At 60.4% G+C, this 22667-nt stretch carries 20 protein-coding genes; 9 read left to right on the top strand and 11 right to left on the bottom strand.

Annotated elements, in window-relative coordinates; genetic code table 11:
- Positions 1-146: 146 nt before the first annotated feature.
- Entirely contained in the window at positions 147-857 is a 711-nt protein-coding gene (locus HU806_RS09565) for a tellurite resistance TerB family protein (protein WP_186611145.1), read from the bottom strand.
- A 184-nt stretch (positions 858-1041) separates the two neighbouring features.
- On the opposite strand from HU806_RS09565, the gene HU806_RS09560 reads away from it, so the two are divergent.
- The 7 genes from HU806_RS09560 to HU806_RS09530 all read left to right on the top strand — a co-directional run bounded on the left by HU806_RS09560 (position 1042) and on the right by HU806_RS09530 (position 9290).
- Positions 1042-1956, top strand: coding sequence for a LysR family transcriptional regulator (locus HU806_RS09560; RefSeq protein ID WP_186611144.1), 915 nt, complete (start codon positions 1042-1044; stop codon positions 1954-1956).
- A gap of 97 nt (positions 1957-2053) precedes the next feature.
- A complete protein-coding gene (locus HU806_RS09555) occupies positions 2054-3511 on the top strand; it encodes a gamma-aminobutyraldehyde dehydrogenase (protein WP_186611143.1) in 1458 nt (485 codons plus the stop codon).
- Between the two features lie 144 nt (positions 3512-3655).
- A complete protein-coding gene (gene ydcS / locus HU806_RS09550) occupies positions 3656-4807 on the top strand; it encodes a putative ABC transporter substrate-binding protein YdcS (protein ID WP_186611142.1) in 1152 nt (383 codons plus the stop codon).
- A 211-nt stretch (positions 4808-5018) separates the two neighbouring features.
- Positions 5019-6056 (top strand): ABC transporter ATP-binding protein, encoded by a 1038-nt coding sequence (locus tag HU806_RS09545; protein ID WP_186611141.1) that lies wholly within the window; start codon positions 5019-5021, stop codon positions 6054-6056.
- 1 nt (position 6057) lies between these two features.
- Positions 6058-7005: an ABC transporter permease gene (locus HU806_RS09540; protein ID WP_186611140.1), complete on the top strand. Its 948-nt coding sequence runs from the start codon at positions 6058-6060 to the stop codon at positions 7003-7005.
- Positions 6995-7807, top strand: coding sequence for an ABC transporter permease (locus HU806_RS09535; RefSeq protein WP_186611139.1), 813 nt, complete (start codon positions 6995-6997; stop codon positions 7805-7807). The genes HU806_RS09540 and HU806_RS09535 overlap by 11 nt, the downstream gene beginning before the upstream one ends.
- 58 nt (positions 7808-7865) lie before the next feature.
- The gene (locus tag HU806_RS09530) at positions 7866-9290 is read left to right on the top strand and encodes a gamma-aminobutyraldehyde dehydrogenase (RefSeq protein ID WP_186611138.1); all 1425 of its coding nucleotides are present in this window, start codon (positions 7866-7868) and stop codon (positions 9288-9290) included.
- 62 nt (positions 9291-9352) lie between these two features.
- Here HU806_RS09530 and HU806_RS09525 read toward each other — a convergent pair whose 3' ends face one another.
- The 3 genes from HU806_RS09525 to HU806_RS09515 all read right to left on the bottom strand — a co-directional run bounded on the left by HU806_RS09525 (position 9353) and on the right by HU806_RS09515 (position 10345).
- The gene (locus HU806_RS09525; RefSeq protein WP_186611137.1) at positions 9353-9754 is read right to left on the bottom strand and encodes a type II toxin-antitoxin system VapC family toxin; all 402 of its coding nucleotides are present in this window, start codon (positions 9752-9754) and stop codon (positions 9353-9355) included.
- Entirely contained in the window at positions 9754-9999 is a 246-nt protein-coding gene (locus HU806_RS09520; RefSeq protein WP_186611136.1) for an AbrB/MazE/SpoVT family DNA-binding domain-containing protein, read from the bottom strand. The genes HU806_RS09525 and HU806_RS09520 overlap by 1 nt, the downstream gene beginning before the upstream one ends.
- A gap of 160 nt (positions 10000-10159) precedes the next feature.
- A complete protein-coding gene (locus HU806_RS09515; protein WP_109753657.1) occupies positions 10160-10345 on the bottom strand; it encodes a hypothetical protein in 186 nt (61 codons plus the stop codon).
- A 365-nt stretch (positions 10346-10710) separates the two neighbouring features.
- Here HU806_RS09515 and HU806_RS09510 point away from each other — a divergent pair, with 365 nt between their 5' ends.
- Positions 10711-12336, top strand: coding sequence for a glucan biosynthesis protein D (locus HU806_RS09510; RefSeq protein ID WP_186611135.1), 1626 nt, complete (start codon positions 10711-10713; stop codon positions 12334-12336).
- A 69-nt stretch (positions 12337-12405) separates the two neighbouring features.
- On the opposite strand, the gene HU806_RS09505 is transcribed toward HU806_RS09510, so the two are convergent.
- The 3 genes from HU806_RS09505 to HU806_RS09495 all read right to left on the bottom strand — a co-directional run bounded on the left by HU806_RS09505 (position 12406) and on the right by HU806_RS09495 (position 16245).
- On the bottom strand, positions 12406-13512 hold the full coding sequence (locus HU806_RS09505; protein ID WP_186611134.1) for an NADH:flavin oxidoreductase/NADH oxidase: 1107 nt from the start codon (positions 13510-13512) through the stop codon (positions 12406-12408).
- A 382-nt stretch (positions 13513-13894) separates the two neighbouring features.
- Positions 13895-15604, bottom strand: a complete 1710-nt coding sequence (gene recJ / locus HU806_RS09500; protein WP_186611133.1) for a single-stranded-DNA-specific exonuclease RecJ — start codon at positions 15602-15604, stop codon at positions 13895-13897.
- A 98-nt stretch (positions 15605-15702) separates the two neighbouring features.
- On the bottom strand, positions 15703-16245 hold the full coding sequence (locus tag HU806_RS09495; protein ID WP_186611132.1) for a YaeQ family protein: 543 nt from the start codon (positions 16243-16245) through the stop codon (positions 15703-15705).
- Between the two features lie 147 nt (positions 16246-16392).
- On the opposite strand from HU806_RS09495, the gene HU806_RS09490 reads away from it, so the two are divergent.
- Positions 16393-17592 carry a CaiB/BaiF CoA transferase family protein gene (locus HU806_RS09490; RefSeq protein WP_186611131.1) on the top strand — a complete coding sequence of 400 codons (1200 nt, stop codon included), beginning with the start codon at positions 16393-16395 and terminating at the stop codon, positions 17590-17592.
- Positions 17593-17780: 188 nt separating this feature from the next.
- On the opposite strand, the gene HU806_RS09485 is transcribed toward HU806_RS09490, so the two are convergent.
- The 4 genes from HU806_RS09485 to HU806_RS09470 all read right to left on the bottom strand — a co-directional run bounded on the left by HU806_RS09485 (position 17781) and on the right by HU806_RS09470 (position 22577).
- Positions 17781-18065 carry a DUF3509 domain-containing protein gene (locus tag HU806_RS09485; RefSeq protein ID WP_186611130.1) on the bottom strand — a complete coding sequence of 95 codons (285 nt, stop codon included), beginning with the start codon at positions 18063-18065 and terminating at the stop codon, positions 17781-17783.
- A 163-nt stretch (positions 18066-18228) separates the two neighbouring features.
- Positions 18229-19596, bottom strand: coding sequence for a transporter substrate-binding domain-containing protein (locus tag HU806_RS09480; protein ID WP_186611260.1), 1368 nt, complete (start codon positions 19594-19596; stop codon positions 18229-18231).
- A 119-nt stretch (positions 19597-19715) separates the two neighbouring features.
- Positions 19716-21125: a threonine synthase gene (gene thrC / locus HU806_RS09475; RefSeq protein ID WP_186611129.1), complete on the bottom strand. Its 1410-nt coding sequence runs from the start codon at positions 21123-21125 to the stop codon at positions 19716-19718.
- Between the two features lie 147 nt (positions 21126-21272).
- Positions 21273-22577, bottom strand: coding sequence for a homoserine dehydrogenase (locus tag HU806_RS09470; RefSeq protein ID WP_186611128.1), 1305 nt, complete (start codon positions 22575-22577; stop codon positions 21273-21275).
- Positions 22578-22667 lie beyond the last annotated feature (90 nt).

The raw sequence follows: 22667 nt of genomic DNA, 5'->3' as shown, positions 1-22667 counted from the left end.
TTGAATTGCCGGGAGTATAGCCGAGGGCAATGGTGCGTCTGCATGGCGGCAGGGGGAGATTTTTCGGCCGCCGTTGTCTTGATCGGGGGCGCACCTGTGGCGAGGGAGCAAATTCCCTTGCCACAGGAATTTAGGTTGGGACTGATCTATATAGCCGCCTGCCGCACCTGCTTTTCCAGTTCCGCTTTCAGCCCCGGCTCCAACTTCAACTGCCGCGCCAGTTCGTCGAGGTAGGATTTCTCCATGAAGTTTTCTTCGTCCACCAGCATCACGCTGGCGATGTACATTTCGGCGGCGATTTCCGGTGTGCTTGCCGCCCGGGCGACGTCGCTGGGATCCAGGGGCTTGTTGAGTTCAGCGTGCAGCCAATGCTGCAGTTCCTGGTCGTTGTCGAGTTTGGTGAATTCGCCTTCGATCAACTGCCGTTCACGCTCGTCTACATGGCCGTCGGCCTTGGCCGCCGCGACCAGAGCCTTGAGGATCGCCTGGCTGTGCTGCTCGACTTGTGCCGGCGGGACGCGGTCCAGGGTCTGCGGCTCGGTTTTCGGTGCCGTGCCCTGTTTGGCCTGCCAATTGCCATAAGCCTTGTACGCAATGACGCCCAACGCAGCCAGGCCGCCATAGGTCAGCGCCTTGCCGCCGAAGTTGCGGGCTTTCTTGTTGCCCAGCAGCAAGCCCATGGCCCCGGCTGCCAACGCCCCGCCACCCGCGCCGGAGAGCATTCCGCCCAGGTTGCCGGAACCACCGAGCAATCCGCCCAACCCGCCGGACGACTTGCCCTGGGAGCCGCCAGCCTTGTTCTGCAGCATTTCCTGGCCGGACTTGAGTAACTGATCGAGCAATCCACGGGTGTTCATTTGTTGCCTCCACGCATTCGGGTTAACCGGATCATAAGGCCCCCAGCCTAGATCGAAAGTGCCCGACAGCCTCGGCGAGATTGCTTCGAGATGTTGCCTGACAGGATTCAGTCGACCTGCGGCCATTCGATAAAAACGATATACACTCCAAGACATCGATAAATTCGCTCGACGGCATTCAACCATGATGACCCTGCGCCAGATCCGTCACTTCATCGCCGTGGCCGAGACCGGGTCGATATCCGCTGCCGCGCAAACGGCGTTCATTTCCCAGTCGACGCTGACCCTGGCCATCCAGCAGCTGGAGGAAGACATCGGCGTCAGCCTGTTCAGCCGCCACGCCAAGGGCATGACGCTGACCCACCAGGGGCATCAATTCCTGCGCCAGGCCCACCTGATCCTTGCCACCGTCGACAACGCCAAGCGCAGCCTGCAACAGAGCACCGACCAGGTCGCCGGCCAGGTCACCATCGGCGTGACCAGCCTCGTTGCCGGGTATTATCTGGCAGACCTGCTGACCCGTTTCCAGCGCGCCTATCCCAACGTGGCGATTCGCGTGATGGAAGACGAGCGGCCGTATATTGAGCATTTGCTGGTCAGTGGCGAAATCGACGTCGGCGTGTTGATCCTGTCCAACCTGGAAGATCGCCACGCACTTCAGACGGAGGTGCTGACCCACTCGCCCCACCGCTTGTGGCTCCCGGCCCAGCATCCGTTGCTGGAGCACGACAGCATCCACCTGTCGGACGTAGCCCGCGAGCCGCTGATCCAATTGAATGTCGACGAAATGGATCGCAACGCGCAACGCCTGTGGCGCGGAGCCGGCCTGCAACCGAACATCACGCTGCGCACTGCGTCGACCGAAGCGGTGCGCAGCCTGGTGGCGGCCGGGCTGGGCGTGTCGATCCAACCGGACATGACCTACCGCCCCTGGTCACTGGAAGGCGACATCATCGAGGCCCGGCCAATTGCCGACCTCAACCAGACCCTCGACGTCGGCCTGGCCTGGCGCCGAGGCACCGCGCGGCCGGCGTCGGTCGACCCGTTCCTGGCAGTCGCGAGGGAACAGCGTCACGGCGGGCGCAAGCCATCTATTTAATCGAACGCAGCCTTGAGTATTTAGAATTTGTTGTCCGCCGGACTGCACACTAGTCTTGCTGCATCCTATGAGCCACTGACAAAAAGAGAAATCGACAATGGCTGGCACGCAGACCCCGTTGTGTACCGCGTTGCTGATTGACGGCGAAAGCGTGCCCGGCGAGGGCTTTGTCGAGCCAATCCTCAACCCCGCCACCGGTGAAACGCTGGCGCACATTGCCGAGGCCAGCACCGAACAGGTCGAAGCCGCGATCCATGCCGCCCATCGTGCCTTCGACGGCTGGTCGCGCACCACCCCACAGCTGCGCTCAAAACTGCTGCTGGACATTGCCGGCGCGATCGAGAAAAACGCCGATTACCTGGCCCGCCTCGAATTCTTGAACTGCGGCAAGCCGCTGCACTTGGCACGCCAGGATGACCTGAGCGCCACGGTGGATGTGTTCCGGTTCTTTGCCGGCGCGGTGCGCTGCCAGACCGGCCAACTCAGTGGAGAATACCTGCCCGGCTATACCAGCATGGTGCGCCGCGATCCGATTGGCGTGGTCGCGTCCATTGCGCCGTGGAATTACCCGATCATGATGGCGGCCTGGAAAATCGCTCCCGCCCTGGCCGCGGGCAACACCTTGGTCTTCAAGCCGTCGGAGCACACGCCGCTGTCGATCCTGGCCCTGGCGCCATTACTGGCCGAGATCCTGCCGCGCGGCGTCATCAACATTATCTGCGGCGGCGGCGAAGGTGTCGGCAGCCATCTGGTCAGTCATCCCAAGGTACGCATGGTTTCGTTGACGGGCGATATCGTCACCGGGCAGAAGATCCTCCAGGCCGCCGCCAAGACCCTCAAGCGCACGCACCTGGAATTGGGCGGCAAGGCTCCGGTGATCGTCTGTGACGATGCGGACTTGCAAGCGGTGATCAAAGGCGTGCGCACCTACGGTTACTACAACGCCGGGCAGGATTGCACCGCGGCATGCCGGATCTACGCCCAGGCGGGGATCCACGACCGTCTGGTGGCCGAGCTCGGCGCGGCGGTCGGCAGCCTGCGTTTTGCCGGCAAGCGCGATGCCGACAATGAGATCGGCCCGCTGATCAGCATCCGCCAGCGCGACCGCGTCGCCAGTTTTGTCGAGCGCGCCCTCGGCCAGCCGCACATCGAACGCGTCACGGGTGCGGCGGTGCATTCCGGCGCCGGCTTCTTTTATCAGCCGACGCTGTTGGCCGGTTGCAAGCAAAACGATGAGATCGTCCAGCGCGAAGTGTTCGGCCCGGTGGTCACGGTGACTCGCTTCGATGAGCTCAGCCAGGCGGTGGACTGGGCCAACGACTCGGAATACGGCCTGGCCTCCTCCGTCTGGACCCATAACCTTGATAAGGCGATGCAAGTGGCCGCGCGACTGCAATACGGCTGCACCTGGATCAACAGCCATTTCATGCTGGTCAGCGAAATGCCCCATGGCGGCCTGAAACGCTCGGGCTATGGGAAAGACTTGTCGAGCGATTCGCTCCAGGACTACAGCGTGGTGCGCCATATCATGGCCCGCCATGGCCGGGAGCTTTGAGCGGCAAGCTTCAAGCTGCAAGCAAAAGCAGGTCGTGTGTGGCTTGCAGCTTGCCGCTCGAAGCTTGCAGCTAAGCTAAAACAATAACCAGCGACACGTTTCTCGAACCCTGCCCCGACCATAATTAAAGCAAGAGGGATTTCCATGTACGCGCAAAAGACCGCATTGCTCAGTGCAATCACCACGGCGCTGCTGACCAGCGTCAGCCTCCAGGCCGCCGAACCGCTCAAGGCGGTTGGCACTGGCGAAGGCCAACTGGATATCGTCGCTTGGCCGGGCTACATCGAGCGCGGTGAAAGCGACAAGGCCTACGATTGGGTGACCGGCTTCGAGAAGGAAACGGGTTGCAAGGTCAACGTGAAGACTGCCGCGACGTCCGATGAAATGGTCAGCCTGATGAGCAAGGGCGGCTATGACCTGGTCACCGCCTCCGGCGATGCTTCCTTGCGGCTGATTGCCGGCAAGCGCGTGCAGCCGATCAATACCGCATTGATCAGCAACTGGAAAAACCTCGACCCGCGCCTCAAGGACGCGCCGTGGTACGTGGTCAACCAACAGACCTACGGCACTCCGTATCAGTGGGGCCCGAACGTGCTGATGTACAACACCGACGTGTTCAAGCAGGCGCCCACCAGTTGGAGCGTGCTGTTCAACGCCCAGGACTTGCCTGACGGCAAGCCGAACAAGGGACGCGTGCAAGCCTACGACGGCCCGATCTACATCGCCGATGCGGCGCTCTACCTCAAGACCGCCAAGCCTGAATTGGGCATCAAGGACCCGTACCAGCTCGACGAAGCCCAATACAAGGCCGTGCTGGAATTGCTGCGGGCCCAGCAACCGTTGATCCACCGTTACTGGCATGACACCACGGTGCAGATGAGCGACTTCAAGAACGAAGGCGTGGTGGCGTCCGGCGCCTGGCCGTATCAGGTCAATGGCCTGATGAACGAGAAGCAACCTATCGCCTCGACCATTCCGAAAGAAGGCGCCACCGGCTGGGCCGACACGACGATGCTGCACGCCGAGGCCAAGCACCCCAACTGCGCGTACAAGTGGATGGACTGGTCACTGCAACCGAAAGTCCAGGGTGACGTGGCCGCGTGGTTCGGTTCGTTGCCGGCCGTGCCGGCGGCGTGCAAAGGCAGCGAACTGCTAGGCGCCGAAGGCTGCAAGACCAACGGCTTCGATCAGTTCGACAAGATCGCCTTCTGGAAAACCCCACAGGCCGAGGGCGGCAAGTTCGTGCCGTACAGCCGCTGGACCCAGGATTACATAGCGATCATGGGCGGGCGTTAACGCCCTGCACATAAATGGGAGTAGCCCCTGTGGCGAGGGAGCTTGCTCCCGCTGGTGTGCGAAGCACGCCCAAAACGGACCGACGCGGTATTAGCTGACACACCGCATCGCCTGGTTTTAGGGCGGCTGCGCCACCCAGCGGGAGCAAGCTCCCTCACCACGGGATCGCATCTCAAAATTCACAGCGCCCCGTTTTGTGGAGCCCCGCACCATGACGCTTGCAGTCCAGTTCACCCACGTTTCCCGTCAGTTCGGCGATGTGAAGGCCGTTGACCGGGTCTCCATCGACATTCAGGACGGCGAGTTCTTTTCCATGCTGGGCCCGTCCGGTTCCGGCAAGACCACCTGCCTGCGGCTGATCGCCGGGTTCGAGCAGCCCAGCGCCGGTTCGATCCGCATCCACGGCGAGGAAGCCGTGGGGCTCGCGCCCTATCAGCGGGACGTCAACACGGTTTTCCAGGACTACGCCCTGTTCCCCCACATGAACGTGCGCGACAACGTCGCCTATGGCCTGAAGGTCAAAGGCGTCGCCAAGGCCGAACGCATCAAGCGCGCCGACGAAGCACTGGAGATGGTTGCCCTGGACGGCTACGGCCAGCGCAAGCCGGTGCAACTCTCGGGCGGCCAGCGTCAACGCGTCGCCCTGGCCCGCGCGCTGGTCAACCGTCCGCGCGTCCTGCTGCTGGATGAGCCCCTGGGCGCCCTCGACCTGAAGCTGCGTGAACAAATGCAGAGCGAATTGAAGAAACTCCAACGGCAGCTGGGCATCACCTTCATTTTTGTCACCCATGACCAGACCGAAGCGTTGTCGATGTCCGATCGCGTCGCGGTGTTCAACAAGGGCCGCATCGAACAGGTCGATACGCCGCGCAACCTGTACATGCGCCCGGCCACCACCTTCGTCGCCGAATTCGTCGGCACCTCCAACGTGATTCGTGGCGAACTGGCCCGGCAACTGAGCGGGCACCCACAGCCGTTCTCGATCCGCCCGGAACATGTGCGCTTTGCCGAAGGCCCGCTGGCTGGGCATGAAATCGAAGTCAGCGGCCTGCTCCATGACATCCAATACCAAGGCAGCGCGACGCGCTACGAGCTGACGCTGGAGACCGGCCAGACGCTTAGCCTCAGCCAGGCCAACACCCAATGGAACGACAACAGCGCCCAGCACCAGACCGGCCAACCGATCACGGTACGCTGGGCGCGTGAGGCGATGGTTGCCCTGCACGACACCGTTGGCGGCGAGGCCTGAAATGAACACCGTGGCCATCACTCAAACGTCCGCGCACGGCTCGCCGTTACGCCGTTTTTCCAACCTGCTGTACCGACGGCCCAACCTCTACCTGTCGATGTTGCTGGTGCCACCGCTGATCTGGTTCGGCGCGATCTACCTGGGTTCGCTGCTGACCTTGCTTTGGCAGGGTTTCTACACCTTCGACGACTTCACCATGGCGGTCACGCCCGACCTGACCCTGGCGAACTTTTCAGCACTGTTCCAGCCGTCTAATTTCGACATTATTGCGCGCACGTTGGCCATGGCAATCGCCGTGTCCATCGCCAGCGCCATCGTCGCTTTCCCGATCGCCTATTACATGGCGCGCTACACCAGCGGCAAGACCAAGGCATTTTTCTACATTGCGGTGATGCTGCCGATGTGGGCCAGCTACATCGTCAAGGCCTATGCCTGGACATTGCTGTTGGCCAAGGGCGGCGTGGCGCAGTGGTTCGTCCAGCACCTGGGCCTGGGCCCGGTATTGGAATTCGTGCTGGGGATTCCCGGCGTGGGTGGCAGCACCTTGTCCACTTCGCATCTGGGGCGCTTCCTGGTGTTCGTCTACATCTGGCTGCCGTTCATGATCCTGCCGATCCAAGCGTCCCTGGAGCGTTTGCCACCGTCGCTGCTGCAAGCCTCGGCGGACCTGGGCGCAAGGCCACGCCAGACGTTCATGCAGGTGATCCTGCCGCTGTCGATCCCAGGCATCGCGGCTGGCTCGATTTTCACGTTTTCGCTGACCCTGGGGGATTTCATCGTGCCCCAACTGGTGGGCCCGCCGGGCTACTTCGTCGGCAGCATGGTCTACGCCCAGCAAGGGGCCATCGGCAACATGCCCATGGCGGCGGCGTTCACGTTGGTGCCTATCGTGCTGATCGCCATCTACTTATCCATCGTCAAGCGACTGGGGGCTTTCGATGCACTCTGACTCTCGGGCCTCGTGGGGCTTGCGGACCGCGGCATGGGGCGGGCTGGTGTTCCTGCACTTTCCGATCCTGATCATCTTTCTCTACGCCTTTAATACCGAAGACGCGGCGTTCAGCTTCCCGCCCAGGGGCTTGACCCTGAAGTGGTTCGGCGTCGCCTTCTCGCGACCGGACGTGCTGGAAGCGATCAAATTGTCCTTGCAGGTCGCGGCCGTCGCCACGCTGATTGCCATGGTCCTCGGCACGCTCGCCTCGGCGGCGCTGTATCGCCGTGATTTCTTCGGCAAGCAGGGCATTTCGCTGATGCTGATCCTGCCCATTGCCTTGCCGGGGATCATCACCGGCATCGCGCTATTGGCAACGTTCAAGACCTTGGGCATCGAACCCGGCATGTTCACCATCATCGTCGGCCATGCGACCTTCTGCGTGGTGATCGTCTACAACAATGTCATCGCCCGACTGCGCCGCACGTCCCACAGCCTGATCGAAGCCTCGATGGACCTGGGCGCCGACGGCTGGCAGACCTTTCGCTACATCATCTTGCCTAACCTGGGGTCGGCGTTGCTGGCAGGCGGGATGCTGGCGTTTGCCTTGTCGTTCGATGAAATCATTGTCACCACCTTCACCGCCGGCCATGAGCGCACGCTGCCGCTCTGGTTGCTCAACCAGCTCAGCCGCCCCCGCGACGTGCCGGTGACCAACGTGGTGGCCATGCTGGTGATGCTGGTCACGATGCTGCCGATACTCGGCGCCTATTACCTGACCCGCGGGGGTGAGAGCGTGGCGGGGAGCGGCGGTAAATGAATGCCACTGTGAAACCGGCCCCCACGGGGTTACAAACCAGACTCAAGAGGACATGGACATGCAAACCAAACTGCTGATCAACGGCCACCTGGTCAACGGCGAAGGCCCCTGCCAGGCGGTATTCAACCCGGCACTGGGGCGGGTGCTGGTGGAAATCAACGAAGCCAGCGAAGCCCAGGTCGATGCCGCCGTGCGCGCCGCCGACAGCGCCTTCGAATCCTGGTCGCAAGTGGCACCCAAGGACCGCTCCCTGCTACTGCTCAAATTGGCCGATGCCATCGAAGCCAACGGCGAAGAACTGGCGAAGCTGGAGTCGGATAACTGCGGCAAGCCTTTGAGCGCCGCGCTGAATGACGAGATTCCAGCGATTGCCGACGTGTTCCGTTTTTTCGCTGGGGCCAGCCGCTGCATGAACGGTTCGGCGGGCGGCGAGTACCTGCCGGGGCACACCTCGATGATCCGTCGGGACCCGGTGGGCGTGATTGCCTCCATCGCACCGTGGAACTATCCGCTGATGATGGTTGCCTGGAAGATCGCCCCAGCCTTGGCCGCCGGTAATACCGTGGTGCTCAAACCGTCGGAACAGACACCATTGACCGCCCTGCGCCTGGCGGAGTTGGCGTCGGAAATTTTCCCGGCTGGCGTACTCAACGTAGTTTTTGGGCGCGGGCAAACCGTCGGCCAGCCCTTGGTTACCCATCCTAAAGTGCGCATGGTTTCCCTGACGGGCTCGATCGCCACCGGCTCGAATATCATTTCCAGCACTGCCGACACCGTCAAGCGCACGCACATGGAGCTGGGCGGCAAGGCCCCGGTGATCATTTTCGACGACGCCGACATTGACGCGGCCGTGGAAGGCATCCGCACCTTCGGCTTCTACAACGCCGGCCAGGACTGCACCGCCGCCTGCCGCATCTATGCCCAGCAAGGCATCTATGACCAGTTCGTCGAAAAGCTCGGCGCCGCGGTGGGTAGCATCAAGTGCGGCCTGCAAACCGCATCCGACACCGAGATGGGTCCTCTGATCACGGCCCAGCATCGCGACCGCGTGGCCGGTTTCGTCGAACGGGCCATCGCCCAACCGCACATTCGCCTGATCACTGGAGGCAAGGCCGTCGACGGCAACGGCTTCTTCTTCGAACCAACGGTGCTGGCCGACGCCCAGCAGGACGACGAAATCGTCCGTCGGGAAGTTTTCGGCCCGGTGGTGTCCGTCACGCCATTCGTCGACGAAGCACAGGTCCTGGCCTGGGCCAACGATTCGGACTACGGCCTGGCCTCATCGGTGTGGACCGCCGACATCGGTCGCGCCCATCGCCTGGCGGCACGTTTGCAGTACGGCTGCACTTGGGTGAACACCCATTTCATGCTGGTCAGCGAAATGCCCCATGGCGGTCAGAAACGTTCCGGTTATGGCAAGGACATGTCCATGTATGGGCTGGAGGATTACACGGTGGTGCGGCATGTGATGTTCAAGCATTGAGTCGACGCCAATTGAAGGTACACCACGACCAACGGGTCGTACTGGTCGTGGTGAAGCGTATCTCAGGATGGCACTACCAACTCGACCGAAGGAAAATAACTTCGGTAACGCTTCGCATCACGGGTGAGCAAAGGAAGGCGCTTCACCGCCGCATGGGCGCCAATAAAGAAATCTGCTAGTACATTATTTTTCCCACCGCCCACCTTTCGATAACGTACGAAAGCCTTGCCTGCCAGAAACAACGCCGGTCGAGGTACCTCCTGCATTAGCAGACCCAGCTCCTCGACAATCTCATCCAACGCTTCGAAGGTGGAAAATGTCTGGGACAGTTCGGCATAAATAACTGGATTGATGACCAGATCATGAATTTTGGATTGAGCACGCATCTGCTGTATAGACCAGTCTGCCCAAACCGGATCATCTTCCAGCACATCAATCAAGACATTGGTATCGACCAATATCATCAGTCGTCACCACGCAATAACGCCATGAGATCATCTGTACGCCATTTGATATCCGCCTTGCCACGGACAGCGTCAAAACGATCGCTGGCGGACGCCTCGGCTGTCCCAGGCTTACTTGCATGCAGCACCACTTCGCCTCGCGCATTGATGCTGAACTCAACTGCACAACCAGGAATCAAGTGGAGTGCGTCGCGGATGGGCTTGGGGATGGTGACTTGTCCTTTACTGGTCATAGTCGTCGGCATTGTATTTTCCTCGAAGTATTACTTTGCATAGAAAAGTAATACTTCGCGCTCAGGCGTGCAACCGCCGCTGACGGTAGGCCGATGTGCATGGCCTCGCTTGAAAAATCCCACCCGTGAGTAGGAAAACCGAAAGCCGTTTGTACGCAGTTGCAGTCACCGTTCAAAACCGCGAAACACTGCGCATCGCATCCACCAGGTAACGCATGGCGATCCGGTCGTTTTCCGACAGCTCCCGATAGCGTTCGACCAGCCTCAGTTCTTCCAGGCTGAGTCGTCGTGTCCTGCGCCCATTGGTCAGGCCCGGAAAGATTCCCAGCATTTCGGTAATGCCCTGTATTTTCGTCATAAGTGTTGTCCTTCTTTACTCGAATTGGCCTGATAGCGCCCCGTGATCAGGGGTTGACGCGGTCTATCCACGCTAAGAATAGGGAGGATTCGAAGCGTGAGAAGGGAGTTTTAGAGTAATTAGTCAAAAAGATCCAAAAACCCTCCGAAAAAAAGAAATATCTGTAAGAAAGTTTGACCAAACCACGCTTTTCCTTTCTCTCCCGCCCAGCAATTCCCCTATGATTTTGCGCCTCGGTGAACCGATCCAGCTCTCAGGCATCTGTTCTTACGTTCGTCGCGTTTGGCCAAAGGCATGTCCGAACTCCCTTATCAATTGCCGCGGCCAGGATCGGCTCGGGATTGTTTCGAGAAAAGGTTGTATTTATGCACCGCAGGAATCTGCTAAAGGCCTCCATGGCCTTCGCCGCCTACACCGGGCTTTCAGCCTCTGGACTCATGGCTGCACGAGCCTGGGCGGCCGATCAGGCGGCCGACGGCGAAGCCCGGCCCTTCGATTTCAACGGGCTTAAAGACCAGGCCCGGAAATTGGCCACGAGCCGCTACGTCGACACCAAGCAAGTCTTGCCGCCAACCTTGGCCCAGATGTCGCCCCTACAATTCAATGCCATCCGGTACGACGCCAACCATTCGTTGTGGAATGCGCTGGACGGTCAACTGGACGTGCAGTTCTTCCATGTCGGCATGGGCTTCAAGCAACCGGTGCGCATGTACAGCGTCGACCCGAAGACCCGCATGGCCCGCGAGGTGCATTTCCGCCCGGAGCTGTTCAATTACGAAAAGACCACGGTCAACACCTCGCAACTGACCGGTGACTTGGGCTTCGCCGGGTTCCGGGCATTCAAGGCTCCAGAGCTGGATCGGCACGATATCGTCTCATTCCTGGGCGCCAGCTATTTCCGCGCCGTGGATGAGAGCGGACAGTACGGGTTGTCGGCCCGCGGCCTGGCCATCGACACCTACGCAAAGAAACGCGAGGAATTCCCGGACTTCACCAAATTCTGGTTCGAAACCCCGGACAAGAACAGCACGCGTTTTGTGGTCTACGCCCTGCTCGACTCGCCCAGCGCCACAGGTGCCTATCGGTTTGATATCGATTGCCAGCCGACCCGGGTCGTCATGGAAATCGACGCCCACGTCAACGCCCGTACCGCCATCGAGCAACTGGGCATCGCGCCGATGACCAGCATGTTCAGCTGCGGCACGGTCGAGCGGCGCATGTGCGACACCATTCACCCACAGATCCACGACTCCGACCGGTTGGCCATGTGGCGCGGCAACGGCGAATGGGTCTGCCGTCCGCTTAACAACCCCGCCACCCTGCAATTCAACGCCTTCGCCGACAAGAACCCGAAAGGCTTTGGCCTGGTGCAGACCGATCATGACTTCGACAGCTACCAGGACACCGTGGACTGGTACAGCAAACGCCCAAGCCTGTGGGTCGAGCCCACCACGGCCTGGGGTGAAGGTTCTATCGATCTGCTGGAAATTCCTACCACCGGCGAAACCCTCGACAACATCGTGGCCTTCTGGACGCCGAAGAAACCGGTCGCTGCCGGCGATTCGCTGAACTATGGCTACAAGCTCTACTGGAGCGCGCTGCCACCGGTGAGCACTGACCTGGCGCGAGTGGACGCTACGCGTTCTGGCATGGGCGGCTTCATCGAAGGCTGGGCGCCCGGCGAGCATTACCCAACCGTCTGGGCACGACGTTTCGCCGTGGACTTCACCGGCGGCGGCATCGATCAATTGCCTCCGGGCACTGGCATCGAACCGGTGGTGACCTGCTCCCATGGCGAAGTGAAGGACTTCAACGTGTTGGTGCTGGATGCGATCAAGGGCTACCGCATCACCTTCGACTGGTACCCGACCGACGACCGCGTGGATCCTGTAGAAATGCGCCTGTTTATCCGCACCAAAGACCGCACCCTGAGCGAAACCTGGTTGTACCAGTACTTCCCGCCAGCCCCGGATAAACGTAAATACCCTTAAGCACGCACTACACCCCAGATAAACAAAAGCCCCGGCCAGACCAACCGGGGCTTTTGTCTTATCGAGCACTCAGTCGCGCAAATCCGACTCATGGATCGGCTGGTCCCGATGCGTCGCTCGCTGGTACTGCGCCGGCCAGGTGGCCTTGCGTCCACCCAGGTCGTCATCGGCATGCAGCGCCCAATAGGGATCGCGCAACAATTCGCGGGCCAGGAAGATGATATCGGCCTGGCAGGTGCGCAGGATGTGTTCGGCCTGGGCCGGTTCGGTAATCATGCCCACGGTACCGGTAGCGATTTCCGATTCCTTGCGCACCCGCTCGGCGAAGCGCGTCTGGTAGCCAGGGCCGGTGGGGATTTCCGCGTTCGCCGCGGTACCGCCCGACGACACATCGATCAGGTCCACCCCCAATATTCTGAAACGCCGCGCCAGTTCGACGGTTTCATCCGGGTTCCAACCGTCTTCCACCCAATCGGTGGCGGAGACGCGGACGAACACCGGAAGTTCTTCAGGCCATACGGCCCGCACCGCTTCGGTGACTTGCAGCACCAGCCGGATGCGATTCTCAAAAGATCCGCCATATTGATCTCGGCGCTGGTTGCTCAAGGGCGACAGGAACTGATGCAGCAAATAACCATGGGCGGCGTGGACCTCGACGACCTTGAAGCCAGCCGTCAGGGCGCGTTTGGCCGCCGCCACGAACGCCTGGATGACATCGGCGATCTGCCCTTCATCCAGCTGGGTCGGTGGGGTGTGCTGCGGATCGAAGGCAATAGGCGATGGGCCAACCGGAACCCAGCCACCCTCCTCGGGCTTGACGCTGCCATGCTTGCCCAACCAAGGTCGCCAAGTACTGGCCTTGCGGCCGGCGTGGGCCAGTTGAATGCCCGGCACCGCGCCTTGGGCGGTGATGAAACGAGTGATGCGTTGCAAGGGTTCGATCTGTCCGTCGTTCCACAACCCCAGGTCCTGGGCGGTGATACGGCCGTCGGCGGTGACGGCGGTAGCTTCGGTGAACACCAGGCCGGCGCCACCCACGGCGCGGCTGCCGAGGTGCACCAGATGCCAGTCATTGGCCAAGCCATCGGCGCTCGAATACTGGCACATCGGCGATACCGCGATGCGATTGGGCAAGGTCAATTGGCGAAGGGTATAGGGTTCCAGCAGCAGACTCATGGGGCACCTCTCGAATCAGTGGGCAGGCTCCAGGGTTCTGTTTGAAAAGTCGACGAGTGACAAAGGATGCAACACCCGCCCCCGCGGGCAAAAAAATTCGACAAGACGTCACAAGGGCTATCAAGCAGTGCTTAGAGACTAGTCGACAACCGGGGATGAAGGAGGGTTCCGGATTAAAAACCGGTACTCAAGACCTGCCTGAACCCCGAGGCGAGGGAGCTTGCTCCCGCTCGGCTGCGCAGCAGTCGCAAAACCGGCCAATGCGGTTTCGCCGAGACGATGCGTCAGGCCAAATTTGGGGCTGCTGCGCCCGAAGCGTCGGACCGGCCCAGCGGGAGCAAGCTCCCTCGCCACAGGTTTTGCGTTGAGAATAGATGCATCGCTACCGCGGCTCGATATGGGCAATCATCAATTGCACCGTTTCCTGGCCACGGAATTCGTTGAGATCAAGCTTGTAGGCCAGTTCCACCCAGCGCACGGTGGGGTTGGGCCAGATCTCGCGGTCGATGCCGAAGGCGATACCGTCGAGCTTCACCGAGCCACATTCGCTCTTGAGGATGACCTTCAGGTGCCGTTCGCCCACCACCCGTTGTTCGACCAACTGGAACACGCCATGAAACATCGGCTCCGGAAAATGCTGGCCCCAGGGGCCGGCGTGGCGCAGTGCCCGGGCCAGTTCCAGGTGGAACTCTTCCACCGCGAGGGTGCCGTCCGACAGGAGCCTTCCGGTCAAGTCTTCTTCGCGCAGTTGCCTACGTACTTCAGCGTCAAAAGCCTCGGCGAACAAGGGAAAGTTCGCCTCGGGCAGTGTCAGTCCCGCCGCCATGGCATGACCGCCATACTTGCTGATCAGCGTCGGATGCTGCGCCGCGACGACGCTCAGCGCATCGCGAATGTGAAAGCCCGGCACCGAGCGACCCGAGCCCTTGAGCAGGCCATCCCCGGCATCGGCGAAGGCAATGGTCGGACGGAAATAACGCTCTTTCATACGCGACGCGAGGATACCAATGACGCCTTGGTGCCATTGGGGGTCGAACAGGCACAAGCCGAACGGCATCGATTCCACCGGCAGGTCCTTGAGCTGGGCCAACGCTTCGCGCTGCATGCCCTGTTCGATGGACTTGCGGTCCTGGTTCATGCCATCCAGTTGCGCCGCCATGTCCCGCGCCAGCGCCGGGTCGTCGGTGAGCAGGCATTCGATACCCAGGCTCATGTCATCGAGTCGCCCCGCCGCGTTCAACCGCGGACCGAGAATGAAACCCAGGTCCGTGGAAGTAATTCGCGAAGAGTCGCGCTTGGCCACTTCCAGGATGGCCTTGATCCCCGGGCGGGCGCGCCCGGCGCGAATACGTTCGAGGCCCTGATGCACCAGGATCCGGTTGTTGGCGTCCAGGGGCACCACGTCGGCGACGCTCCCCAACGCCACCAGATCCAACAGCTCGCCAATGTTCGGCTGAGGTGTGCTGGCGTACCAGCCCAGGCTGCGCAGGCGAGCCCGCAGAGCCATCAATACATAAAAAATCACCCCGACGCCCGCCAATGCCTTGCTCGGGAATTGGCAACCGGGTTGGTTCGGGTTGACGATGGCATCGGCCGCCGGCAATTCGAGACCCGGCAAGTGGTGGTCGGTCACCAGCACCTTCAGGCCCGCCGCTTTCGCCGCCGCCACGCCTTCAACGCTGGAGATGCCGTTGTCCACGGTGATCAACAACTGCGGCTCGCGTGTCAGGGCGACTTCGACGATTTCCGGCGTCAATCCATAGCCATACTCGAAGCGATTGGGCACGAGATAATCGACATGGGCCGCACCGAGCAGGCGCAGCCCGAGCATGCCCACCGTGCTGGCCGTCGCGCCATCGGCGTCGAAGTCCCCAACAATCAGGATGCGCTGGCGTTGCTCGAGCGCTACCACCAGCAGATCCACCGCGGCATCGATCCCCTTGAGCTGCTGAAAAGGAATCAGGCGCGCCAGGCTCTTGTCCAGCTCAGCCTCGGATTGCACGCCACGGGCGGCGTACAGACGGGTCAACAAGGGCGGCAGGTCGCCAAGAAATGGCAGGGTGTCGGGCAGTTGGCGGGGTTCTATGCGCATGGGGTGACGGACATTTCTCTATTTTCGGGATCTTGGATTGCGGCGAGGGAGCAAGCCCCCTCGCGACAATGAAATTCACTCACTACCGCGTCAATGGCTCAACCGCGTTCGCCCGACAGCCACTGCAGCTGGACTTCATGCTGGCCACGGTCGTCGGTCACGAAAATTGTCCCTTCACTGATCATCACGTCCCACTTGATGACGCGGGGCATGTCCTTGGCCAGGGTTTCAAGAACCTCCTGGGGGACGGCGGCGATGTTCACGTTCTTCAGGTTTTTCACCGCCGGGATCACCTTGCCTTCCCAGACCCGCAGGCTGCCGTAGGCCAGCAGGCTGGTACGCTCGGTACGACGCGAACACCAGGTCAGGCGATCGGCATCCGGCTGGCCGACTTCGATCCAGTGCAAGACACGGTCATCCAGACTTTTTTCCCACAGTGCAGGTTCATCGACGTCCGACAGACCACGACCAAACGCCAGCAGCTCGTTGTACCAGAACGCATAGGCCAACAGGCGCACGGTCATACGCTCTTCGGTTTCCGAAGGGTGGCGGGCGATGGTCTGCTTCACAGTTTCGTACACACTGCGGTCGAGGTCAGTGAGGTTCAGTTCAAACTTATAGGTCGTGGACGGCTGGGCCATGAACGGGCTTCTTGATACGAGGAAAGGCGGCAAGTCTAACCGATGAGACGGGCAATCCACGAATTGCCGACCACCAACCTGCGGCGACTGACCTTCGCCTATGATAAAACCCTCTATTCGTTCTGCCTTTGTCCTACAGGATTCGTCATGTCGCTTACTGCCAAACCTCTTGCCGGCGTCAAGGTCATCGAACTCGGCACCTTGATCGCCGGCCCCTTTGCCTCGCGAATCTGCGGTGAATTCGGTGCCGAGGTGATCAAGGTCGAATCGCCCGACGGCGGCGATCCGCTGCGCAAGTGGCGCAAATTGTATGAAGGTACGTCCCTGTGGTGGTTCGTCCAGGCCCGCAACAAAAAGTCGCTGACCCTGAATCTCAAGCACCCGGAGGGTTTGGCTGTCCTTAAAAAACTGATCGGTGAAGCGGACATACTGATCGAGAATTTCCGTCCCGGGGTGCTGGAGAAGCTAGGCCTGGGCTGGGACGTACTGCATGCGCTGAACCCGAAATTGGTCATGGTACGGCTCTCAGGCTTCGGCCAGACCGGCCCGATGAAGGACCAACCCGGCTTTGGCGCCGTCGGCGAGTCGATGGGGGGCCTGCGCTACATCACCGGTTTCGAGGACCGCCCGCCGGTGCGCACCGGGATTTCCATCGGCGACTCGATTGCCGCGCTGTGGGGAGTGATTGGCGCGCTGATGGCCTTGCGTCATCGGGAGGTCAATGGCGGAACCGGACAAGTGGTGGATGTGGCGTTATACGAAGCGATATTCGCCATGATGGAAAGCATGGTGCCGGAATTCGATGTGTTCGGGTTCATCCGCGAACGCACCGGCAATATCATGCCCGGCATCACACCTTCGTCCATCCACACCAGCGCCGACGGCAAGCATGTGCAAATCGGCGCAAACGGTGACGCGATCTTCAAGCGCTTCATGCAAATCATTGGACGCGACGACCTCGCCAACGACCCGCAGTTGGCCAGCAACGACGGACGTGACAGTCGCCGCGACGAGCTCTATGGAGTCATCGATCGCTGGGTCAACTCGTTGCCACTGGATGCCGTCATCGAACAACTGAACCAGGCGGGTGTACCGGCCAGCCGGATTTTCAGCGCCGAAGACATGTTCAGCGACCCGCAATTCCTCGCCCGTGAAATGTTCTTGCAGGCCAAGCTGCCCGACGGCAAGGCATTCAAGATGCCTGGCATCGTACCGAAACTTTCCGACACACCAGGCACATCCGAGTGGGTCGGGCCGGCGCTCGGGGAACATACCGCAGAGGTGCTCGACGAGCTTGGCTACGATGCACAACACATCGCCCGATTGCGTACCGAGGGAGCCATCTGAGCTTGCGCACGCATGCGCTCTGCCCATAAACGCCGGGCAAAAAGAAACCCCGAGAAGTGGGGAGACAACTCGGGGTTAAACGTGACCCTTAAAGGTCCGTGCAACAAGCGACAAGCACCGGAGCACAATGCTTGCTCTTGTTGGTAAAAGGTCTGACTCACCGGGACGTAGGAAGGTTCCCTCAGAGATCAATTCGCAACAGCCATGACCTTGTCCTGGGCCACATTACGCAACGCCGCAATCACACAAGGCTCCAGGCGCCCCTCGGCAATCAGCACATCGCGATGCAGGCCGTCGACCACATCGGTCAATTGGCGCTTGTCGGCCAGCTGGGCCTGATTGAACGCGTGCTCGACCATGATAGCGCCCGCCGGGTTTCTCAACGTCACCAGGCATTCACGGGGGCCGGAGGGAGTGAGCGTGACCTGATACGGACTCAAGGCTTCATTCAGCAAGAGGCTGATACTTTCCATTCGATCACCCTTCAATAATCCGAAAAAAACAACTGCACAGTAAGTGACCGTGGGCTGCGGCAGAAAGTTCGCCAGCGCAACGAACCGACACGCCTGCGCCCTGTTCAACCGAGAATGCGCGCCCAATGTGACAGACAAACAACAACCATGGGTCTTCGGTTAATCAAGCCAGGAACCGGTTGGAACGGCCTCTTCGAGGTCGGACATCAACCCACCCTCCCAGCAGACCGCGTAACTGGCCATCACTGCCATAAAACGGCACCGACCAGTGGTAGATATCCCTCAGTCCATTGCTGAACATCAGCTGACGATCTACGAATCTCGGCTGACGGGTTAGCAGTTGCTCCATCAATTCCCCGTGCAACAGCTCGGCAGTCGCCAGCGGAAACGCCGCGGAGTCCGTCAGGCGTGTGCCGCGCAGTGTTTCGAAGCGAGTCGCAAGCTGGTCTTCATAACTTTTATTGCACATGATCAGGCGCCCCTCAAGATCACGGATGAAGATCGGATCGGGAATGGCGTTCATTAACGTTCGCTGGAACGCCAACTGGTCTTTGAGGACAGCCTCGGCCTTCAGGCGCTGGTCGATCTGGGCTTGCAAGCGGCGGTTCCATAGCAACGAGAACAGGCCGAACACCCCGGCCACGACCACGCACCAATAGTCCCACTGGGCGATGCGCAGCGAGGATGAAGGCGCTTGCGGGGCAACCGACCTCGTCAGCCACTTGGCGCGCAGCGCGCGCATGTCTTCTGCCGGAAAAGCTTCCAAGGCCTTGTTCAAAATCCCCAGCAATGGCCGCAGTTGCTGACGAACAGCCAGATAATCCGGCTCCCACCGGTTTTCCAGACTGCCGCCTACTTGCAAGTGCCCTGCGGGATAAAAGTGCGCACCGGTTTCATTTTCGATGGTGGCATAGGCTTCCCGGCTTTCGACCAAGGCTCGTGCCTCGCCATAGGTCTTGACTGTTCGCAACTCGATAGCCGGATAATCGCGCCTGATTTCCGTTTCTAATGCATGCCGTGCCGGCAGTACCAGAATTCTGCCGTTGAGCTGGCTCAGCGAATGGAGTAACGGCTCTCCAAAACGACTGACAAATATCCAACCGGACCCTCCAAATGCATGACTGAAAGTCAGGAACTCCCTGCGCTCGTCGTTCATCACCAGGGTCGTCGTCAAGTCCGCCTCGCCATTTTGCAATATCGTCATCAATTGATCGGGGGAGAACGATTCCCGATGGACGAACTCCAACCCGGTCATGTCCTGGATGCGCCGGAGAATGTCGTCGGTGAGTCCATTCCACTGTCCACGCTCATCCTTGAACAGATACAGCGGGAACTGCATCGAGGCAACGACGACACGTGGATTATCCCTGATCCATTTCAGTTCATCGGCGTCGAGCGCCAGCCGCCCTCCTGACTCGAACGTTGATTGCCCGGAAGCCGCCAATTGGGCGCTTGCACACTGCGCCCAATACGCCAGCGTCAGAACCATCATCCAGCTCAGTGCTGGTTTGCATCGGATAAAGAACAACATCTGCATTTCCTTCGAGATGATTCGCCCCTCCCTCCAAGGCGAAAACCCGGCCAGTTTGGCATGCAGAAACAAGAAAGCCCGTCAGGAGACGGGCTTCAAAATGTGACAGCTTGCGGACGTCAGAGAGGCTTGCCGCGGTTACCATGCTGACTGACAAAGGCCTGCACGGCTTTCAAGTCATTGGGCAATACGGTGCAACGCTCATTTCGCTCAAACAAATCAGAAAGATGTGCAGGCAGTTCAAGCGCTTTTCCTACGCCAGCTTTCTCCACTGCTTCGGGAAACTTGACCGGGTGAGCGGTGCCAAGGACAACCATGGGGATATCCAGGCTGCGACGGCATTCACGGGCGGCCCTTACGCCGATCGCCGTGTGCGGATCGAGCAATTCGCCGCTCTGTTCGAACACTTCGGCGATGGTTTCGCAGGTCTGCGCATCGTCCACCGCCAGGGAGTCGAACAACTTGCGGGCTTCGGTCCAGCGTTCGGCCTCGACGCTGAAACCACCGCCCAGGCGGAAGCTGTCCATCAAGCCGGCAATCGCTGCGCCATTGCGACCGTGCAGGTCGAACAGCAAGCGCTCGAAGTTCGACGACACCATGATGTCCATCGAAGGCGAAAGCGTGGCGTGCAGGGTTTCCTTGACGTACTGGTTGCCGCTCATGAAGCGGTGCAGGATGTCGTTGCGGTTGGTGGCGACGATCAACTGGTTGATCGGCAGGCCCATGTTGCGCGCCAGGTACCCGGCGAAGATATCGCCGAAGTTGCCAGTAGGCACCGAGAACGACACGGAACGGGCCGGGCCGCCCAGCTGCAGGGCCGCGTGGAAGTAGTAGACGATCTGGGCCATGATCCGCGCCCAGTTGATCGAGTTCACCGCCACCAGCCGGGTGCCCTTGAGGAAGCTCTGGTCGGCGAAGCTGGCCTTGACCATTTCCTGGCAGTCATCGAAGTTGCCTTCGATAGCGATGTTGTGGATGTTCTCGCCGAAGATCGTCGTCATCTGCCGACGCTGCACTTCCGAGACGCGGTTGTGCGGGTGCAGGATGAAGATATCGACGTTCTCGCAATGCTTGCAGCCCTCGATGGCGGCCGAACCGGTGTCGCCGGAGGTCGCACCGACAATGACCACGCGCTCGCCACGCTTTTGCAGCACGTAATCGAGTAAACGACCGAGCAATTGCAGGGCAAAATCCTTGAAGGCCAGGGTCGGGCCGTGGAACAGCTCCATCACCCATTCGTTACCGTTGAGCTGGCGAAGCGGGGCGATAGCGTTATGGGAAAAAACCCCGTAGGTCTCTTCGAGGATCTTCTTGAAATCGGCGTCTGGAATGCTGCCAGTGACGAAGGGGCGCATCACGCGGAAGGCCAGTTCGTGATACGGCAGGCCGGCCCAGGAGGCGATTTCTTCCTGAGTGAAACGCGGTAGGTTTTCCGGCACGTAGAGGCCGCCGTCCGTGGCCAGGCCGGCCAGCAGGACATCTTCAAAATTCAGGGCCGGTGCCTGGCCGCGGGTGCTGATATAGCGCATAGGGGCAAACCTTCGGTTTGGGCTTCGAGCTTCAAGCGTCAAGCTACAAGTTAAAAGCAGCCGGGCTTTTAACTCGTGGCTTGCAGCTCATGGCTTGCAGCTGTATTGATTTAACTTGCAGCTTTTAGCTTGGAGCTTACGGCTGCTTCAATTCAAATGCTCGACGCGGATACGGACCACCGGGCCAACCACGCCCTGCAGGGCTTCCAGTGCGGCAATCGCATCGTTGATGCGCTGCTCGACCACGCGGTGGGTCAGCAGGATCATTGGCACCAGGCCGTCGTGTTCTTCGACCTCCTTTTGCATGATCGACTCGATGTTGATGCCGCGCTCCGAAAGGATGCTCGCCACCTGAGCCAGCACGCCCGGATGGTCCTTGGCCTGGATGCGCAAGTAGTAGGCACTTTCGCAAGCGTCGATCGGAAGAATCGGATGCGCCGACAACGAGTCCGGCTGGAAGGCCAGGTGCGGCACGCGGTTTTCCGGATCGGAGGTCATGGCGCGAACCACGTCCACCAGGTCGGCGATCACTGAAGACGCGGTCGGCTCCATGCCGGCACCGGCGCCATAGAACAGCGTCGAGCCGGAGGCATCGCCATTGACCATCACCGCGTTCATCACACCGTTGACGTTGGCGATCAGGCGGTCGGCCGGAATCAGCGTCGGGTGCACTCGCAATTCGATGCCGTTGGCAGTGCTGCGCGCCACGCCCAGGTGTTTGATGCGGTAGCCCAGGGCTTCGGCATAGTTCACGTCGGCAGTGGTCAGCTTGGTGATGCCTTCGGTGTAGGCCTTGTCGAACTGCAGCGGGATACCAAAGGCGATAGACGCCAGGATCGTCAGCTTGTGCGCCGCGTCGATACCTTCCACGTCGAAGGTTGGATCGGCCTCGGCATAACCCAGGGCCTGGGCCTCGGTGAGCACGTCCTCGAAGGTGCGCCCTTTTTCGCGCATCTCGGTGAGGATGAAGTTGCCGGTGCCGTTGATGATCCCCGCGACCCAGTTGATGCGGTTGGCTGACAGGCCCTCGCGAATCGCCTTGATCACCGGGATGCCACCGGCCACCGCAGCTTCGAACGCCACGATCACGCCTTTCTCACGCGCCTTGGCGAAAATTTCATTACCGTGAACGGCGATAAGCGCCTTGTTCGCGGTGACCACATGCTTGCCATTCTCGATGGCCTTGAGTACCAGCTCTCGGGCAACGGTATAGCCGCCCATCAGCTCTATCACGATGTCGATCTCAGGGTTCGTGGCCACTTCGAAGACATCGTTGGTAATCGCAATACCGGTCGTCTGGAACTGAGGCTTTGGCGTGCGCATGGCAATTTGTGCCACTTCGATTCCACGCCCGGCACGACGAGCAATTTCCTCGGCGTTGCGCTGAAGTACGTTGAAGGTGCCGCCACCGACGGTACCTAACCCACAGATGCCTACTTTGACCGGATTCACTCTTGACTCCCCATGAAACGGCCGACGCAAGGTCGGCCGTGAAATACAGCCGCGCAGCAACGCGACTCAGTGTTTAACGGCCCGGCGAAA

Source organism: Pseudomonas sp. SWRI154, assembly GCF_014268645.1.
Taxonomy (GTDB): domain Bacteria; phylum Pseudomonadota; class Gammaproteobacteria; order Pseudomonadales; family Pseudomonadaceae; genus Aquipseudomonas; species Aquipseudomonas marvdashtae.
The sequence above is the reverse complement of the archived record's forward strand: the minus strand, read 5'-3'. Positions and strand labels throughout refer to the sequence as shown.

Bases quoted from the DNA above. Each gene is read 5' to 3' on its own strand.
- HU806_RS09555 (WP_186611143.1), top strand. From the start codon at position 2,054: ATGGCTGGCACGCAGACCCCGTTGTGTACCGCGTTGCTGATTGACGGC.
- HU806_RS09510 (WP_186611135.1), top strand. From the start codon at position 10,711: ATGCACCGCAGGAATCTGCTAAAGGCCTCCATGGCCTTCGCCGCCTAC.
- HU806_RS09480 (WP_186611260.1), bottom strand. From the start codon at position 19,596: ATGTTGTTCTTTATCCGATGCAAACCAGCACTGAGCTGGATGATGGTT.
- recJ (WP_186611133.1), bottom strand. From the start codon at position 15,604: ATGCGCATAGAACCCCGCCAACTGCCCGACACCCTGCCATTTCTTGGC.
- thrC (WP_186611129.1), bottom strand. From the start codon at position 21,125: ATGCGCTATATCAGCACCCGCGGCCAGGCACCGGCCCTGAATTTTGAA.
- HU806_RS09485 (WP_186611130.1), bottom strand. From the start codon at position 18,065: ATGGAAAGTATCAGCCTCTTGCTGAATGAAGCCTTGAGTCCGTATCAG.
- HU806_RS09545 (WP_186611141.1), top strand. From the start codon at position 5,019: ATGACGCTTGCAGTCCAGTTCACCCACGTTTCCCGTCAGTTCGGCGAT.
- HU806_RS09520 (WP_186611136.1), bottom strand. From the start codon at position 9,999: ATGCCGACGACTATGACCAGTAAAGGACAAGTCACCATCCCCAAGCCC.
- HU806_RS09505 (WP_186611134.1), bottom strand. From the start codon at position 13,512: ATGAGTCTGCTGCTGGAACCCTATACCCTTCGCCAATTGACCTTGCCC.
- HU806_RS09560 (WP_186611144.1), top strand. From the start codon at position 1,042: ATGATGACCCTGCGCCAGATCCGTCACTTCATCGCCGTGGCCGAGACC.
- HU806_RS09530 (WP_186611138.1), top strand. From the start codon at position 7,866: ATGCAAACCAAACTGCTGATCAACGGCCACCTGGTCAACGGCGAAGGC.
- HU806_RS09565 (WP_186611145.1), bottom strand. From the start codon at position 857: ATGAACACCCGTGGATTGCTCGATCAGTTACTCAAGTCCGGCCAGGAA.
- HU806_RS09535 (WP_186611139.1), top strand. From the start codon at position 6,995: ATGCACTCTGACTCTCGGGCCTCGTGGGGCTTGCGGACCGCGGCATGG.
- HU806_RS09515 (WP_109753657.1), bottom strand. From the start codon at position 10,345: ATGACGAAAATACAGGGCATTACCGAAATGCTGGGAATCTTTCCGGGC.
- HU806_RS09525 (WP_186611137.1), bottom strand. From the start codon at position 9,754: ATGATATTGGTCGATACCAATGTCTTGATTGATGTGCTGGAAGATGAT.
- HU806_RS09540 (WP_186611140.1), top strand. From the start codon at position 6,058: ATGAACACCGTGGCCATCACTCAAACGTCCGCGCACGGCTCGCCGTTA.
- HU806_RS09495 (WP_186611132.1), bottom strand. From the start codon at position 16,245: ATGGCCCAGCCGTCCACGACCTATAAGTTTGAACTGAACCTCACTGAC.
- ydcS (WP_186611142.1), top strand. From the start codon at position 3,656: ATGTACGCGCAAAAGACCGCATTGCTCAGTGCAATCACCACGGCGCTG.
- HU806_RS09490 (WP_186611131.1), top strand. From the start codon at position 16,393: ATGTCGCTTACTGCCAAACCTCTTGCCGGCGTCAAGGTCATCGAACTC.